This window comes from Microvirga medicaginis (genome assembly GCF_052658925.1).
Window position 1 is genome coordinate 73,853 of the sequence record NZ_JBQWEL010000007.1, and the last position, 15,559, is coordinate 89,411.

Consider the following 15,559-nt stretch of genomic DNA (forward strand, 5'->3'; position numbering starts at 1 on the left):
CCTTCGCGGGGATGACACCGGAGGGGAAAGATCGTGATCGGCAAACTCAAAGGCGTGGTGGATTCCTATGGCGAGGATTTCGTGATCCTCGACGTGCACGGGGTCGGCTATGTGGTCCATTGCTCCTCCCGCACCCTGCAGAACCTGCCGCCCACCGGCGAGGCGGCCGTGCTCTCCATCGAGACCATGGTCCGCGAGGACATGATCCGCCTGTTCGGCTTCCGCTCGGATTCGGAACGCGAATGGTTCCGCCTGCTCCAGAGCGTGCAGGGCGTGGGCTCCAAGGTAGCCCTTGGCATCCTCTCCGTGCTCGACCCCGGCAGCCTGGCGACGGCCATCGCCACCGGTGACAAGGCATCGGTGGCGCGTGGCCCCGGCGTCGGCCCCAAGCTGGCGCAACGCATCATCTCCGAACTCAAGGACAAGGCCCCGGCCTTTGCCACGGTTGATCCGACGCTGATCCGCCTCTCGAATGCCGTGGAGGACAAGAGCGCCCCTGCGCCGGTGGCAGACGCCATCTCGGCCCTCGTCAATCTGGGCTATCCGCAGGTCCAGGCCTCCGCCGCCGTCGCCGCCGCCATGAAGCAGGCCGGCGACGAGGCCGAGGCGAAGACTTTGATTAGGCTGGGCCTGAGGGAGCTAGCCCGGTAAGCCCAGAAGGGCTTGGCCTGTGACCAATCGACGTTCCTGTTTTGATCTCGTTAAGAATGGCGTATTAGTGTCTCGCCGCCTATTTGAAGCCTTTGGAAGGTAAGCCTCTTTGACCGATTCACGCCGCCTGCTCAGCCCCGAAAAGCGCGAGGACGATGTCGATGCGTCGATCCGGCCGTTGTCGCTGTCCGACTTCACGGGTCAGGCCGCCGCGCGCGCCAATCTCCAGGTCTTCATCAACGCTGCCAAAGCCCGCGGCGATGCCCTCGATCATGTGCTCTTCGTTGGCCCGCCGGGGCTGGGCAAGACGACGCTCGCGCAGATCGTTGCCCGCGAGCTCGGCGTGAACTTCCGCTCGACCTCCGGCCCGGTGATCGCGAAGGCGGGCGATCTTGCGGCTCAGCTCACCAACCTCGAAGAGCGCGACGTGCTCTTCATCGACGAGATCCACCGCCTCAATCCTGCCGTGGAAGAAATCCTCTATCCCGCCATGGAGGATTATCAGCTCGACCTCATCATCGGCGAAGGCCCCGCCGCGCGCTCGGTGAAGATCGAGCTGCCGAAATTCACGCTCGTCGGCGCAACCACCCGCGCTGGCCTGCTGACGACGCCGCTGCGGGACCGCTTCGGCATCCCGATCCGCCTCGAGTTCTACACCGTCGAGGAACTGGAGCTCATCGTGCGCCGCGGCGCGCGTGTGCTTGGGCTCAACATGAGCGAGGAGGGCGCGAACGAGATCGCCCGCCGAGCGCGCGGTACGCCGCGTATCGCGGGCCGTCTGCTGCGCCGCGTGCGCGACTTCGCCATCGTCGAAGGAGTGCAGATCGTGTCCCGCGATCTGGCGGACCGGTCGCTGCGTCTGCTCGACGTAGATCCCATCGGCCTCGATCTGATGGATCGCAAGTATCTCACCATGATCGCCAATTCCTTCGGCGGCGGTCCCGTCGGCATCGAGACCATCGCGGCAGCGCTCTCCGAGCCGCGCGATGCCATTGAGGACATCATCGAGCCCTATCTCATCCAGAAGGGCTTCGTGCAGCGCACCCCGCGCGGACGCATCCTCACGCCGCACGCCTTCAAGCATCTCGGGATTCCGGAGCCGACGCGTGAGACGACCGCACAGTTCGGCCTCTTCAATGGAGACGGGGATGAGTGAGACAGGCTGTCCCTGGCCCCATCTCTCCGGCCTCATGCAGGATGGCGCGCATCTCCTGCCTGTGCGCGTCTATTACGAGGACACGGACTTTTCCGCCCGGGTCTATCACGCGAGTTACTTACGTTTTCTGGAACGTGGCCGCACCGAGATCCTGCGCGCGGTGGAAGTGGCCCAATCCGATCTGCATGCGGAGATGGGCGGTCTCGCCTTCGTGGTCCGCAAGATGAACATCGATTTTCTCGGCGCTGCCGTCATGGACGACGTGCTCACCATCGTCACGCGCCCGAAGGAGCTGCGCGGCGCTTCCATGACGCTGGCGCAGGAGGTGCGCCGCGGCGAAGACGTGCTCGTGCGCGCCGACGTGATGGTGGCTGCCGTCCGCGATGGTCGGGCGGTGCGCATTCCCGACAATCTCCGAGCGGCGCTCTCAGTCAACCAGGACATCTCCTCCTGAGTGAGCCTTGCGAATGTGTAAACATGCCGTAAGGGCATGTCCTTCCGCCTTGCTCGAGACGCATGCCAGCCAGGACTTCTCTTGGCTCCAGAGCCGTTTTCGCCCCTGTTCAGCCTCGCTTAAACCAAGCCTTAACCTTACTCTGTGCCTAAAAGGCAACGGTCAGGCATGATCTGCTGCCCTGGAGTCCCCGCCCTTATTTTCGACAGATTCGAGGACGAACGAGCAGGGTAACAGAACAAGATTTTCCTAGACCATTCTGCGGCGGGCCTTGGGGCTTCTCCCAAGGTTGCTCGAAGAGCGAGGACGAGACTTATGAATCCGGCTGATGTGGCCCAGGCCGCTCCTGTGGCGCACGACCTGTCCTTTTTTAGCCTGTTCTGGCAGGCGCATTTCGTCGTCAAGCTTGTGATGATGGGGCTCCTGGCCGCTTCCGTGTGGTGCTGGGCCATCATCATCGACAAGACCCTGCTCTACGCCCGCACCAAGCGCGCCATGGATCGCTTCGAGGACGTGTTCTGGTCCGGCCAGTCGCTGGAGGAGCTGTTCCGCTCGCTCCAGAGCCGCCCGGCCACAGGGCTGGCGGCCGTGTTCGTCGCCGCCATGCGCGAATGGAAGCGCTCCTTCGAAGGCTCTGCCCGCTCGTTCCAGAGCCTGTCGCAGCGCATCGACAAGGTTCTCGACGTCACCATCCAGCGCGAGGTGGAGCGTCTCGATTCCCGCCTCATGATCCTGGCCTCCATCGGCTCGGCCGGTCCCTATATCGGCCTCTTCGGCACGGTGGTGGGCATCATGAATTCGTTCACCTCGATCGCGGCCTCGAAGAACACGAGCCTTGCGGTCGTGGCTCCCGGTATCGCGGAGGCGCTGTTCGCCACGGCCATCGGCCTTTTCGCCGCCATTCCGGCGGTTCTCGCCTACAACAAGCTCCAATCGGAAGTCGGCAAGCTGCAGTCGCGGCTCGAAGGTTTCGCGGACGAGTTCTCCGCCATTCTGTCGCGCCAGATCGACGAGCGCATCTCGCGCGCGGCTTGATGAGAGGGCACTGAGTCATGGCCATGGTTGCAGCAGGAGGCCGAGCAGGCGGACGTCGCCGCAGACGCGGGAAACGTGGCGGCGCGATCAACGAAATCAACATGACGCCGTTCATCGATGTCATGCTGGTGCTGCTCATCATCTTCATGGTGGCGGCTCCCATGATGACCGCCGGCGTGCCGCTCGATCTTCCGCAGACGAAGGCCGCACCGCTCAATTCGGATGCGAAGCCCGTTACGCTCTCCATCAAGGCGACGGGACAGGTCTTCCTCGGCGAGACCGAGCTGACGGATGAGGCCATCGTCGGCAAGCTCGCCGAAGTGTCGAAGGCCGGGTTCGACGAGCGCATCTTCGTTCGTGGTGACAAGAAGGTTGATTACGGGCGAGTCGCCCAGGTCATGAGCATCGTCACAACCGCTGGCTACAAGCGGGTCGCGCTCGTGACCGAGATGGAACAGCGCTGAAGGACTTGAAGGTAAGGGGCAAACACACGTGGCGTTGAAGGATCATTTCAACCCCTCCGAACCGGGCTTCTGGGTCTCCGGCGTCGCGCATGCGGCGCTGCTGACGGCTGCCCTGATCGGTTTGCCCTTCGCTGCCGAATTCCCTGAGGCGCAGGAAGGCATCCCCGTCGAGGTCATCACCGACAATCAGTTCTCGCAGATCACCAAGGGCGAGACGGACGCCAAGGCCGTGCAGCCGACGCCGAAGCCGCGCGCCGACAAGGTTGCGGACAAGACCGAGCAGAACGCGCCCGGCGAGGACAAGGTCAATGCCCCGGCTCCTCCCAAGCGCCCCGAGGACATGAAGGTCGCTGACGAGGAGGCGGCTGCCGCCGCAGCCGCTGCCAAGGCCCAAGAGCAGGCCAAGGCTGAAGCAGCGGCAAAGGCAGCCGCCGAGGCGAAGGCTCAGGCGGAGGCCAAGGCCGAGGCGGAGAGAAAAGCAATCGAGAAGGCCGAAGCGGAAGCGATCGAAAAGGCCAAGGCCGCCGAACAGGCGAAGGCCGAAGCGGAGGCGAAAGCCAAGGCTGAGGCTAAGGCAAAGGCGGAAGCCGAAGCCAAGCGCGTCGCCGAGCAGAAGGCCAAAGAGAAAGCCGAGGCCGAAGCGAAGGCCAAAGCCGAAGCGGAAGCTAAAAAAGTTGCGGAAGCGAAAGCCAAGGCCGAAGCCGAGGCGAAAGCGCGCAAGGAAGCCCAGGTCGCGAAGAAGCTCGACATGGGCGATCTCAAGCAATTCCTCGACAACAAGGACAAGAACCGGTCCACCGGTGCAACCGGATCAGAGGTTCAGAAGACCGCGTCGCTCGGCACTGCAACCGGCACGTCTGCGAAGCTCAACCCGAGCATGCGCGATGCGCTCATGGGCATTTTCCAGGAGCAGATGAAGCGCTGCTATCAGGCTCCGATCAGCGCCTCCAATGGCGATGCGACGCCGCCGGTCCTCGACATCCGCCTCAACCAGGATGGCTCGCTCGCGAGCGAGCCGACCGTGATGCGAGTCGGCGGCAGCACCACCGACCGCGCTGTGGCCGATGCCGCTGTGCGTGCCGTGCGGCGTTGCGCACCCTATCGCGTTCCCACCCAGTACCTGCAGTTCTATTCGGACTGGAAGATCCTCAACGTCCAGTTCGATCTCTCCTGATCTTTAAGCCCATTACGCTTGAGACATGACAACATGATCACTCGCCTCGTCTCCCGTCTTCTCGTCGCGCTGTCCATCATCGTTCCGATGGCAGCGCTCGCGCCTGCTGCCCACGCGCAGCTCTCGTTCCGCGTCGGCCCGGGCGGACAGTTCCAGCCCATGCCGATTGCCATCGCCGATTTTGCGGGCGAGGGCGATCTCGGCCAGCGCGTGGCCGGCATCATCACCAACAACCTGCAGCGCTCCGGTTATTTCGCGCCGCTCGACAGGTCGCGCTTCCCGGAGCGTCCGTCGTTCGACGCGGCACCGCGCTTCGATGCGTGGAAGATGGCGGGTGCGCAGGCTCTCGTGACGGGCCGCGTCTCGCGCGATCCATCGGGCCGCCTTCGCGCCGAGTTCCGCCTGTGGGACATCGATTCCGGACAGCAGCTGACGGGTCAGCAATATGTGACGGATGCCAATTTCTGGCGCCGTGTCGGCCACATCATTTCCGATGCGGTCTATACGAAGATCACCGGCTTCGGCGGCTTCTTCGACACGCGCATCGTGTTCGTCGAGGAATCGGGTCCGAAGGAGAATCGCCGCAAGCGGCTTGCCATCATGGACCAGGATGGCGCCAACGTGCGCTACCTGACTCAGGGCGATACCAGCGTGGTGACGCCGCGCTATTCGCCGGTGACGCAGGAAATCGCCTTCATGTCGCAGGTGGAAGGCCAGCAGCCGCGCGTGCAGGTGATCAATCTCGAGACCGGTTCGCGTCAGGTCGTCGGAAACTTCCCCGACATGACGTCGTCTCCGCGCTTCGCGCCTGATGGTCAGCGCATCGTCATGAGCCTGCAGCAGGGCGGCAATGCCAACATCTACATGATGAATCTCGGCTCGCAGGCGACCACGCGCCTGACCTCGACCAATGCCATCGACACCTCGCCGTCCTTCTCGCCGGATGGTTCGCAGATCGTGTTCGAGAGCGATCGCGGCGGCAAGCAGCAGCTCTACGTGATGGGAGTGGACGGCTCGAACCAGCGCCGCATCTCGTTCGGCGACGGCTCCTATTCGCAGCCAGCGTGGTCGCCGCGAGGCGATTACATCGCCTTCACCAAGCAGCATGCGAACGGTTTCGCCATCGGCATCATGAAGCCGGACGGATCGGGCGAGCGCATCCTGACGGAAGGCTTCCACAACGAGAGCCCGGTCTGGGCGCCCAACGGCCAGTACATCCTGTTCTTCCGCGATCCGGGCGGCCAGTCCGGTGGGAAGCTCTACATGGTCGACATCACCGGCCGCGTGGAGCAGCCGGTGCCCACGCCATCCTTCGCCTCGGACCCGACCTGGTCCCCGCTGCTCAGCGAGTCGCGGCAGTAAGATTGAGAAAAGGGGCGCTTTCACAGCGCCCTTTTTCATTCAGGCGCACTTTCTTCCCTTCCTGCAAGGGGAAGGGGAGAGTTGCATCAGGCACGCAGCGACGCGCTGCCGGTGAGATCATCCTTCCGGCTGCGCAGCCTGAAGGCAAGGATGACGAGCGCGATGCCGAAGACCATCGCATAGGCACCCAGCCACCAGGTCAGGACGACAGCGCCGATGAGCGGCGCGATCAGAAGCGCAACACCGAACAGAACCGAGACGAGACCACTGAAGATCAGCCAGCCGCGCCCGAAGGCCGGGCTCAGCTTGAAGGCTGCGACGATCATCAGGATGCCGGTAATCAGTGACCAGACCGCGAGCAGGGTGACGAAGAACACGACCGTGAGGCCCGGCATGAGGAAGGCAAGAAGGCCGACGAGGATGTTCAGGACGCCTTCCAGGATCAGCAGGCCCCAGCGCTCATGCTGCGAAGCGGCGCGGATGCCCGCAACGATTCCGAACACGCCATCGACCAGCATGTAGGCCGAGAAGAAGAGCACGAAGGACAGGATCGTCGCATCCGGCCAGAAAAAGGCGATCAGCGCGAAGATGATGGCGAAGACGCCGCGAAGCGCCACGGCCCACCAGTTGCGCGCGAGAAGCGCGCTCATGGATTCGATGCGGTAGAGCGGGTCGTAGGAAGAGGGGTTGGAGGTGCCGGAAGCCATCATCGTCTCCTTCGATCATGCCTCTTCATCGAGGCAACACCCTATCAATGCCAAGCTTGGCGGCTGGTTTCCTTCATTTCCCAGCGGAGGCTTCTTCTTCCTTGATCTTACTCAACCGGCGCCGGATCGCCAGCTTGCGCCGTCTCAGGCGCACGCGCCGCTTGATGCGGAAGGCGCGGATGAGGAGCGCAAGAGCGAACCAGATGAGGGCAATCACGATGGGAGCGATGATCAGCACCGGAAAGACGGCGATCAGAATGGCCAGCGCCAAAAGGGCAAGGCCGATGATGGCAATGCTGCTGGTCTCGGTCGCGGTGAGCGAGCGTGAACCCATGGCCTTGCCGATGCTGCTCGAGAGCGCGAGAGCACCGGCGGCGAGCCTGCGCACGCCCCCTCGCTTGAACCGGTGACCGCGGCGCGAGCGCATGTTGAGGGCTCTCTTGCGGCGGGATTGCCATCCGGGCACGATCTCGGTGGCATTGGCGAGATCCTCCAGGTACATCGCCTCCATGGCTTCGGCGAAACCCGAATCCTCGACGATCACATCGAGTTCCCAGTTCGTCGCCCAGCTCGCGAAGTTGAGATTGGTGGAGCCCACACGTGCCCAGCGCCCATCCACCACGGCCGTCTTGGCGTGGAGCATCGAGCCGTTCCATTCGTACACGCGAATGCCGGCTTCGATGAGAGAACGGTAGCCCGCGCGCACGATGGGCTGAAGCGCGGGCACGTCGCTCGAACCCGGCACGAGAAGGCGCACGTCCACGCCGTCGCGCGCCGCTTCGCCGAGCGCCTGCACATAGGATGTCGTCGCGACGAAATAGGCGTCGGTCAGCCACAGATTGCGCTGCGCGGTGGCGGCGATGAACTGATCCACGCGGTAGGTGCGGAACATGCCGGGCTCGCCGCTGATGAGCCTTGCCGCCATCGTGCCGGCATGCGGGATCGCGTCGGCGTGGGACAGGTCGCACTTCGGGATCGCGCGCATGCCCGCGAGCACCCAGCTTTCCGCGAATGCCGCATCGAGATCGCCGACGACCGGGCCTTCGAGCGAGATGCCCGTATCACGCCATGGCTCGCTCTCCTTGCCGCCCTCCCAGCTGTCGGAAATGCACAGGCCCGACACGAAGCCGATACGTCCGTCGACCGTGATCAATTTGCGGTGATTGCGCCTGACCCAGAACGGGTCCGTCAACCGAGGCGGGTTGAACACTCGCGCCTCCACGCCAGCCTCGCGCAGGCGGCGCCAGAAGGTGGGGAGGGCGCGAAAGGACGAGCCCAGCCAGTCATAGAGCACGCGAACCCTCACGCCGGCCTGGGCCCGCTCCATGAGAGCTTCCGCGAACATCTGGCCGGTCTTGTCATCGGCGATGATGAAGTTTTCGAAATGGATGACGCGTTCGGCCGACCGGATGGCCTTGAGCCAGGCCGGATAGTTCTCCCTGGAGTTCTTCAGCAGCCTGATGTCGTTGCCCAGGCGCAGGTCGCTGTCGGCAATGCGCGAGAAGGCGCGCTCCATGCGGAGCTCGTCCAAGGCAGTGCGGTAGGGTTGAATCGACAGTCCAGGCTGGTTCGTCATGAGATTCATGACCTTTCAACGCTCAAGGCGGGCATTCGGCTCACGATGTGGTGTGAAGGGTAGCTGAGCCCGCCTTAACCTCCTGTTAACCTTAAGCCCAAGTTCCACAACTTGGCCATAATTCACCTTAATCCCGGCAGTGCCTCTCAAGGTTGACGGAACCCTCCCTTAACCATCAGCCCGATATAAACCTCACAACGTTCGGCAAACGTGTGTGTAAGGAGTATTGCCTATGATGTCGCTGCGCGCCGTCAAATTCGCCGCTGCTATCGTCCTCGCCCTTGGGGCGGCAGCCTGTTCTTCCAACAAAGACGGCATGGCCGATGGATCTGGCGGCTTCGGCGCCGGTGGTGCTGCGACCCCCGGCAGCGCCCAGGACTTCGTCGTGAATGTCGGCGACCGCGTCTTCTTCGAGACCGACTCGACCGATCTCACCCCCACCGCCGTCGCCACCCTCGACAAGCAGGCCCAGTGGCTGCAGCGCTATCCGAACTATACCTTCATTGTGGAGGGCCATGCGGACGAGCGCGGCACCCGCGAGTACAACTTCTCGCTCTCGGCCCGCCGTGCCCAGACCGTGCGCGACTACCTGATCTCGCGCGGCATCCCCGGCAATCGCTTCCGCACCGTGTCCTACGGCAAGGAGCGTCCGGTGGCAGTCTGCAACGACATCTCCTGCTGGTCGCAGAACCGCCGCGCGGTCACCGTCCTCGGCGGGGCCGGCGCGTAAGCCTTCCGGACACTGAAACGTGAAACCTCGAAGCGTCGCCACATTATCGCCGTGGCGGCGCTTTTGTGTTATCGGCACGGTCGCTTAAAGACCCCTCACGGTATCCAGCATGTTACGACGCCTCTTTGTCTTTTTCGCCTTGGCTCTCGCTCTGGCAGCCCCTGCCGCCGCGCAGGACGCGGCCGACGCCATCGTGCGCCTCAACCGCCTCGAGAACCAGATGCGGCAGATGTCCGGTCAGCTTGAGCAGCTTCAGTTCGAGAACCGCCAGCTGAAGGACCAGCTCCGCAAGTTCCAGGAGGACGTGGAGTTCCGCTTCCAGGATCTCGGCGGCCGCGGCGGCTCCAAGCCCGCCGCTCCGTCCGCAACGCCGTCGCCTCGTCCGGTGCAGCCCCAGGCTCAGCCCCAGACGATGCCTCAGCGCCGCAGCGATGTGTTCGATCCATCTCAAGACCCCAATGCCCCGGGCGCTCCGCGCCCGCTGGGCACCACGTCTCCCTCCGCGCCGCTCGCCGATGCGGAGGAAGGCCAGGAGGGCGAGCAGTTCGCGGGGATCGGCGAGCTGATCGAGGAGGAAGGGCAGGCCGCTCCCGGTGGAGCCGGGAGTGGCATGCCGCTGCCCCAGGGAGCAATCCAGACCCGGCCTAACCCGAGCGTGGCGGCCACCAGCCTCGGCAATCCACGTGCTGATTTCGATGCGGCCTATGCCTCCTTCACCCAGAAGGATTACGACCAGGCCGAGATGGGCTTCCGCCGTTTCCTGCAGTCCAACCCCCGCGACAGGCTGGTGCCCGAGGCCACGTTCTGGCTCGGTGAAACCTATCTCCAGCGCAATCGCTACCGCGAGGCAGCCGAGCAGTTCCTGAATGTTTCCAGCGATCATCCGGATGCCGCCAAGGCTCCCGATGCCATGCTGCGTCTCGGCGTGTCTCTCAATGGCCTGGGTGCCCGCGACCGGGCCTGCGCCGTCTTCGCCGAACTCGACCGCAAGTATCCGCAGGCTTCCGCCAATGTCCGCCAGGCATCCGAGCGCGAGCAGAAGCGCAACAAGTGCACCTGATCCAGGCTGACCCGAACGAGCACCCGAACCGTGGCCGCTCCCGTGCCTGACGATCCGCTCCCGACCATTGATCCGGAGCAGCTTTTTTCCAGTTTGAGCCATGCCACAGGCATCCTGGCCGCCGTCTCAGGCGGGCCCGATTCCATGGCGATGATGCATCTGCTCGCCCGCTGGGGCTTGGAGCGCCGCATCCCGATTTTCGTCGCCACGGTGGACCATGGCCTTCGTCCCGAAGCAGCCGAGGAGGCCGCCTTTGTCGCCCGTAAGGCGGCGACCTTGGGCCTTCCCCACCGCACCCTCGTCTGGACAGGCGAGAAGCCCAGGACCGGCCTGCAGGAGGCCGCACGCGAGGCGCGCTATCGTCTCCTCATCCAATATGCCCGCGAGGTGGGAGCGTCCCATGTCGTCACCGCCCACACGCAGGACGACCAGGCCGAGACGATCCTGATGCGCCTCGCGAAGGGCTCGGGCCTGAAAGGTCTGACGGGCATGCGCCGGGAGCGGAACCGGGAGGGCATCACCCATGCGAGACCTCTGCTCGGCTGGCCGAAGGCCGCGCTCCTCGACCTCTGCCGAACGAGCGGCTGGCGCTTCGTCACCGATCCGTCCAATGCGGACGAGCGCTTCGCCCGGGTCCGCTGGCGCAGGCTGATGCCGCTTCTGGCAGAGGAGGGGGTGACCGCAAGCCGCCTGGCCCGCCTGGCCGAGCGGGTCGCGCAGGCTGACGAGGCGCTGGAGATCAAGGCGCGTGAGGCTTTGGAGCGCGCGACCCCAGAGGCAGGAGAGGGGGTCTTTTCCTTTCAGGCGGCCTGTCTTGCCGAAGAGCCCTTCGAGATCGGGCTGAGGATCCTGGCTCAGGCTCTCGGCCGGATCGACCTCGACAATATTCGCCTTCAAAGGCTGGAAAGCTGCATCGAGCGCCTGAGGAAGGCAATCCTGGCCGGTGAGAGCCTGCGTCTGACGATTGCCGGAGCGCTCCTCGATCTCGACCGGGCCGGGCTCTTAAGAGTGAGGCCGGAACCGCCCCGCTCACGAGGTCGTTAGCCAATTCTCTTAGCCAAGACCTTCGGATGATGCCGCACGCACGCCTCATTCCCTTGGCAAGGGGGAACGGTGTGCCTACATTGAGTTTAGCCGCATGGGGAGGTTCCCGATCTTTCTCGTGCTTCATCTCCCTCTGGGGCAGAACCTGATCCGATGAATTCAAATTTCCGCAACTTCGCCTTGTGGGTTGTCATTTTCCTCCTGGTGCTGGCGCTCGTCACCCTTTTCCAGAGCCCGGGCCACCGAGGCGGCGGCAGCGACATCGCCTATAGCCAGCTTCTGAATGACGCCGATGCCGGACGCATCTCGAGCGTCATCATCTCGGGTCCCGAGATCAGCGGCACCTATACCGATGGCCGTACCTTCTCGTCCTATGCGCCGAACGACCCGGCCCTGGTCACGAAGCTGCAGCAGAAGGGCGTGCAGATCACGGCGCGTCCGCAATCCGACTCGACCCCCTGGTTCATCGCGGTTCTCATGAACATCCTGCCCATCGCGCTCTTCATCGGCGCCTGGGTGTTCCTGTCGCGCCAGATGCAGAACGGCGCAGGCCGGGCCATGGGGTTCGGCAAGTCGAAAGCCAAACTCCTCACCGAGGCCCATGGCCGCGTGACCTTCGACGACGTCGCGGGTATCGACGAGGCCAAGGAAGACCTGCAGGAGGTCGTGGAGTTCCTGCGCGATCCGCAGAAGTTCCAGCGTCTCGGCGGCCGCATCCCGCGCGGCGTGCTGCTCGTCGGCCCTCCCGGAACCGGTAAGACCCTGACCGCCCGCGCGGTGGCGGGCGAGGCCAACGTGCCGTTCTTCACCATCTCGGGCTCGGACTTCGTCGAGATGTTCGTCGGCGTCGGTGCCTCCCGCGTGCGTGACATGTTCGAGCAGGCGAAGAAGAACGCGCCCTGCATTATCTTCATCGACGAGATCGACGCGGTCGGCCGTCACCGCGGCGCCGGTCTCGGCGGCGGTAACGACGAGCGCGAGCAGACCCTCAACCAGCTCCTCGTGGAGATGGACGGCTTCGAGGCCAACGAGGGCATCATCATCATCGCGGCGACCAACCGTCCCGACGTTCTGGATCCGGCGCTGCTGCGTCCCGGTCGTTTCGACCGTCAGATCGTGGTGCCGAACCCGGACGTCACCGGCCGCGAGAAGATCCTGCGCGTTCACGTGCGCAAGGTTCCGCTCGCTCCGGACGTGGACCTCAAGGTCATCGCCCGCGGCACGCCCGGCTTCTCGGGTGCGGACCTCATGAATCTCGTCAACGAGGCGGCGCTGCTTGCGGCCCGTCGCGGCAAGCGCATCGTGACGATGCGCGAGTTCGAGGATGCCAAGGACAAGGTGATGATGGGCGCGGAGCGCCGCACCCTGGTCATGACCGACGACGAGAAGCGCCTGACTGCCTATCACGAGGCCGGCCACGCCATCGTCGCGTTGAACGTTCCGGCCACCGATCCGGTGCACAAGGCCACCATCATTCCGCGCGGCCGTGCCCTCGGCATGGTCATGCAGCTGCCCGAGCGGGACAAGCTGTCCATGAGCTTCGAGCAGATGACCTCGCGTCTCGCCATCATGATGGGCGGCCGCATTGCGGAAGAGATGATCTTCGGCAAGGAGAAGGTGACCTCGGGCGCCCAGTCGGATATCGAGCAGGCCACGCGCCTGGCCCGCATGATGGTGACCAAGTGGGGCTTCTCGCCCGAACTCGGCACCGTGGCCTACGGCGAGAACCAGGACGAGGTGTTCCTCGGCATGCAGATGGGCCGCCAGCAGAACGTGTCTGAGGCGACCGCACAGAAGATCGATTCGGAAGTTCGCCGCCTCGTGGAAACGGGCCTCAACGACGCCCGCCGCATTCTCACCGAGAAGGCGCACGACCTCGAGGCCCTGGCCCGTGGCCTTCTGGAATACGAGACCCTGACGGGCGAGGAGATCCGCAACCTCCTCGACGGCCAGCCGCCGGTGCGCGATGCGGGCGGCGATCCGGTGACCCCGGTGCGCGGCTCCGCCGTCCCGACCACCCGGCCCGGGCGGCCTCGGGAGAGCGACGGGGGCATGGAGCCCCAGCCGCAGGCTTAAAAGGTCGCATCCTTGCGAATTACAAAGAACGCTCGCTTTTCAGCGAGCGTTCTTTTTTGTTTACCGGAACCTTCTACTTTCAATCTGGTAAGAGGATTCTCTCCTCTTGTAATAATCGCTCATCACATGTGATGAGCCTTTGCAGGGCGAAGTCTTGACCCGGATTGAGGGGGTTGCTTTGAGAAAGCCAAAGCGCTTATCAGCGCCACGGGATGCGGAGAAGAAACCCATGCGGAAATACTTTGGAACCGATGGGATCCGGGGGCGGGCCAACGGGATCATTACACCCGATCTGGCCCTTCGGGTCGGCCAGTCGGCGGGCCTCATGTTCAGCCAGAGCGGCGATTACCGTCACCGGGTCGTGATCGGCAAGGACACGCGCCTGTCCGGCTACATGATCGAGAACGCGCTGGTCGCGGGTTTCACCTCGGTGGGCATGGACGTGTTGCTGCTCGGTCCCATGCCGACGCCGGCGGTCGCCATGCTCACACGTTCGATGCGGTGCGATCTCGGCGTCATGATCTCGGCCTCGCACAATCCTTACGAGGACAACGGCATCAAGCTGTTCGGGCCCGATGGGTTCAAGCTCAATGACGATGTGGAGATGAAGATCGAGGCGCTCATCGACTCGGATCTGACAGCTCGCCTCGCGGGTTCCGCCAATCTCGGCCGCGCCAAGCGGATCGAGAGCGTCCATGCCCGTTACATCGAATTCGCCAAGCGCACGCTGCCGCGCCAGATCGACTTGGAGGGGATGCGGGTCGTGGTCGATTGCGCCAATGGCGCGGGCTACAAGGTCGCACCCGAAACCTTGTGGGAGCTCGGTGCCGAGGTGGTGAGCATCGGTGTGGATCCCAATGGCTTCAACATCAATCACGAGGTCGGCTCGACCGCTCCCGAGGCCCTGATCCACAAGGTGCGCGAGCTGCGTGCCGATGTGGGCATCGCGCTCGATGGCGATGCGGATCGTGTTCTGATCGTGGACGAGAAGGGCCAGAGGGTCGATGGCGACCAGTTGATGGGTGTCGTCGCCCGCTCCTGGAAAGAGGACGGACGCCTTTCTCAACCGGGTATCGTCGCCACGATCATGTCCAATCTCGGTCTCGAGCGCTATCTGAGCGGCATTGGCCTCGGCTTGGTACGCACGGCAGTCGGGGACCGCTACGTGCTCGAGCATATGCGTGCGCATGGCTACAATCTCGGCGGCGAGCAATCCGGCCACATCATCATGTCGGATTACACGACGACGGGCGACGGCTTGATCGCAGCCCTTCAACTCCTCGCCGTGGTCAAGAGCATGGGCAGGACGGTCTCTGAGGTCTGCCATTGCTTCGAGCCGCTGCCGCAGGTTCTGAAGAATGTGCGCTACAAGTCCGGCAAGCCGCTGCAGGAGGCTTTGGTCATCAAGGCGATCGAGGCGGGTCGCGAGCGGCTTGGAACCTCGGGCCGCCTTGTCATCCGCCCCTCCGGCACGGAGCCGGTGATCCGTGTGATGGGTGAGGGCGACAATGCGGACCTCGTGATCCAAGTGGTGGACGATGTGGTGGATGCGGTGACGCAGGCCGCCTCGCAGGCCGCCGCTTAAACGCATCCCTCAGCGCGAAGGAGCAAGGCATGGATGGCAGCATCCATGCCTTTTCTGCTGCTGCCAAAGTTCATGAATTATCGTTAAGCTTGTCCTTGAAATTAACGATTTCTTCAATAAATTCCTTTGCGATTCGCTGCAGAGGCACTGATGTTCGAAACCGGCAATCCCATCGTTCGCCCACCCCAGGCTCTCCAGTTCAATGCCTACGCGATCGCGGAGCTGAACCGGGTCTTGCAGCCCTATTTGCCCCAGGACCAGTCGCTGACGGCCGTCAAGCCGGCGACCGCCGAGCCAGTGGTCGAGGCGCCCCGTGTCAGCTCGGTCGAGTTCAACCGGGTCCTGTGGAATGCGGAGAGCATGATTGCCTCCGTCATGGGGCTAAAGACCTATGAGGTCAGTGTCTTCGTGAATACCGGACGCTACGTGTTCTAGATTTTTCTCCCGTCGAAAGAAAAAAGCTCCGCCGAAGAATCGTGCGGAGC

Annotated in this window: 15 protein-coding genes; 13 read left to right on the plus strand and 2 right to left on the minus strand. The window is 63.8% G+C overall.

All coding sequences use genetic code 11. The annotated features are described in order from the left end of the window. Nucleotides 1-33: 33 nt before the first annotated feature. The 7 genes from ruvA to tolB all read left to right on the plus strand — a co-directional run bounded on the left by ruvA (nt 34) and on the right by tolB (nt 6,296). Entirely contained in the window at nt 34-651 is a 618-nt protein-coding gene (gene ruvA, locus ACUXUR_RS11320; RefSeq protein ID WP_445502451.1) for a Holliday junction branch migration protein RuvA, read from the plus strand. A 109-nt stretch (nt 652-760) separates the two neighbouring features. Next, nucleotides 761-1,807, plus strand: coding sequence for a Holliday junction branch migration DNA helicase RuvB (gene ruvB, locus ACUXUR_RS11325; RefSeq protein ID WP_445502452.1), 1,047 nt, complete (start codon nt 761-763; stop codon nt 1,805-1,807). Next, nucleotides 1,800-2,261 carry a tol-pal system-associated acyl-CoA thioesterase gene (gene ybgC / locus ACUXUR_RS11330; RefSeq protein WP_445502453.1) on the plus strand — a complete coding sequence of 154 codons (462 nt, stop codon included), beginning with the start codon at nt 1,800-1,802 and terminating at the stop codon, nt 2,259-2,261. Before ruvB ends, ybgC begins: the two co-directional genes overlap by 8 nt. Nucleotides 2,262-2,576: 315 nt before the next feature. Continuing rightward, entirely contained in the window at nt 2,577-3,296 is a 720-nt protein-coding gene (gene tolQ / locus ACUXUR_RS11335) for a protein TolQ (protein WP_445502454.1), read from the plus strand. Between the two features lie 17 nt (nt 3,297-3,313). Beyond that, complete coding sequence (gene tolR / locus ACUXUR_RS11340; RefSeq protein WP_445502455.1) at nt 3,314-3,760, plus strand: protein TolR; 447 nt, start codon at nt 3,314-3,316, stop codon at nt 3,758-3,760. 34 nt (nt 3,761-3,794) lie between these two features. Next, nucleotides 3,795-4,934 carry a cell envelope integrity protein TolA gene (tolA, locus tag ACUXUR_RS11345; RefSeq protein WP_445502573.1) on the plus strand — a complete coding sequence of 380 codons (1,140 nt, stop codon included), beginning with the start codon at nt 3,795-3,797 and terminating at the stop codon, nt 4,932-4,934. 87 nt (nt 4,935-5,021) lie between these two features. Next, nucleotides 5,022-6,296, plus strand: coding sequence for a Tol-Pal system beta propeller repeat protein TolB (tolB, locus tag ACUXUR_RS11350; RefSeq protein ID WP_445502574.1), 1,275 nt, complete (start codon nt 5,022-5,024; stop codon nt 6,294-6,296). A gap of 86 nt (nt 6,297-6,382) precedes the next feature. On the opposite strand, the gene ACUXUR_RS11355 is transcribed toward tolB, so the two are convergent. Both ACUXUR_RS11355 and ACUXUR_RS11360 read right to left on the minus strand, forming a co-directional pair. Next, nucleotides 6,383-7,003, minus strand: coding sequence for an HdeD family acid-resistance protein (locus ACUXUR_RS11355; RefSeq protein WP_445502575.1), 621 nt, complete (start codon nt 7,001-7,003; stop codon nt 6,383-6,385). 73 nt (nt 7,004-7,076) lie between these two features. Beyond that, entirely contained in the window at nt 7,077-8,579 is a 1,503-nt protein-coding gene (locus ACUXUR_RS11360) for a phospholipase D-like domain-containing protein (RefSeq protein WP_445502456.1), read from the minus strand. 232 nt (nt 8,580-8,811) lie between these two features. On the opposite strand from ACUXUR_RS11360, the gene pal reads away from it, so the two are divergent. The 6 genes from pal to ACUXUR_RS11390 all read left to right on the plus strand — a co-directional run bounded on the left by pal (nt 8,812) and on the right by ACUXUR_RS11390 (nt 15,509). Continuing rightward, nucleotides 8,812-9,309 (plus strand): peptidoglycan-associated lipoprotein Pal, encoded by a 498-nt coding sequence (pal, locus tag ACUXUR_RS11365; protein ID WP_445502457.1) that lies wholly within the window; start codon nt 8,812-8,814, stop codon nt 9,307-9,309. Nucleotides 9,310-9,418: 109 nt separating this feature from the next. Beyond that, nucleotides 9,419-10,369, plus strand: a complete 951-nt coding sequence (ybgF, locus tag ACUXUR_RS11370; RefSeq protein WP_445502458.1) for a tol-pal system protein YbgF — start codon at nt 9,419-9,421, stop codon at nt 10,367-10,369. A 30-nt stretch (nt 10,370-10,399) separates the two neighbouring features. After that, a complete protein-coding gene (gene tilS / locus ACUXUR_RS11375; RefSeq protein ID WP_445502459.1) occupies nt 10,400-11,413 on the plus strand; it encodes a tRNA lysidine(34) synthetase TilS in 1,014 nt (337 codons plus the stop codon). 153 nt (nt 11,414-11,566) lie between these two features. Next, a complete protein-coding gene (gene ftsH / locus ACUXUR_RS11380) occupies nt 11,567-13,489 on the plus strand; it encodes an ATP-dependent zinc metalloprotease FtsH (RefSeq protein WP_445502460.1) in 1,923 nt (640 codons plus the stop codon). A 229-nt stretch (nt 13,490-13,718) separates the two neighbouring features. Further along, nucleotides 13,719-15,074, plus strand: coding sequence for a phosphoglucosamine mutase (gene glmM / locus ACUXUR_RS11385; protein WP_445502461.1), 1,356 nt, complete (start codon nt 13,719-13,721; stop codon nt 15,072-15,074). Nucleotides 15,075-15,224: 150 nt separating this feature from the next. Continuing rightward, entirely contained in the window at nt 15,225-15,509 is a 285-nt protein-coding gene (locus ACUXUR_RS11390) for a hypothetical protein (RefSeq protein WP_445502462.1), read from the plus strand. The last annotated feature ends 50 nt before the right edge of the window (nt 15,510-15,559 follow it).

What these genes read in the sequence shown, in the direction of transcription:
- ybgC (WP_445502453.1), top strand. Translation starts at nt 1,800, where the DNA reads ATGAGTGAGACAGGCTGTCCCTGGCCCCATCTCTCCGGCCTCATGCAG.
- tolQ (WP_445502454.1), top strand. Translation starts at nt 2,577, where the DNA reads ATGAATCCGGCTGATGTGGCCCAGGCCGCTCCTGTGGCGCACGACCTG.
- tolR (WP_445502455.1), top strand. Translation starts at nt 3,314, where the DNA reads ATGGCCATGGTTGCAGCAGGAGGCCGAGCAGGCGGACGTCGCCGCAGA.
- tolB (WP_445502574.1), top strand. Translation starts at nt 5,022, where the DNA reads ATGGCAGCGCTCGCGCCTGCTGCCCACGCGCAGCTCTCGTTCCGCGTC.
- ACUXUR_RS11355 (WP_445502575.1), bottom strand. Translation starts at nt 7,003, where the DNA reads ATGGCTTCCGGCACCTCCAACCCCTCTTCCTACGACCCGCTCTACCGC.
- ACUXUR_RS11360 (WP_445502456.1), bottom strand. Translation starts at nt 8,579, where the DNA reads ATGACGAACCAGCCTGGACTGTCGATTCAACCCTACCGCACTGCCTTG.
- pal (WP_445502457.1), top strand. Translation starts at nt 8,812, where the DNA reads ATGATGTCGCTGCGCGCCGTCAAATTCGCCGCTGCTATCGTCCTCGCC.
- ybgF (WP_445502458.1), top strand. Translation starts at nt 9,419, where the DNA reads ATGTTACGACGCCTCTTTGTCTTTTTCGCCTTGGCTCTCGCTCTGGCA.
- ftsH (WP_445502460.1), top strand. Translation starts at nt 11,567, where the DNA reads ATGAATTCAAATTTCCGCAACTTCGCCTTGTGGGTTGTCATTTTCCTC.
- glmM (WP_445502461.1), top strand. Translation starts at nt 13,719, where the DNA reads ATGCGGAAATACTTTGGAACCGATGGGATCCGGGGGCGGGCCAACGGG.
- ACUXUR_RS11390 (WP_445502462.1), top strand. Translation starts at nt 15,225, where the DNA reads ATGTTCGAAACCGGCAATCCCATCGTTCGCCCACCCCAGGCTCTCCAG.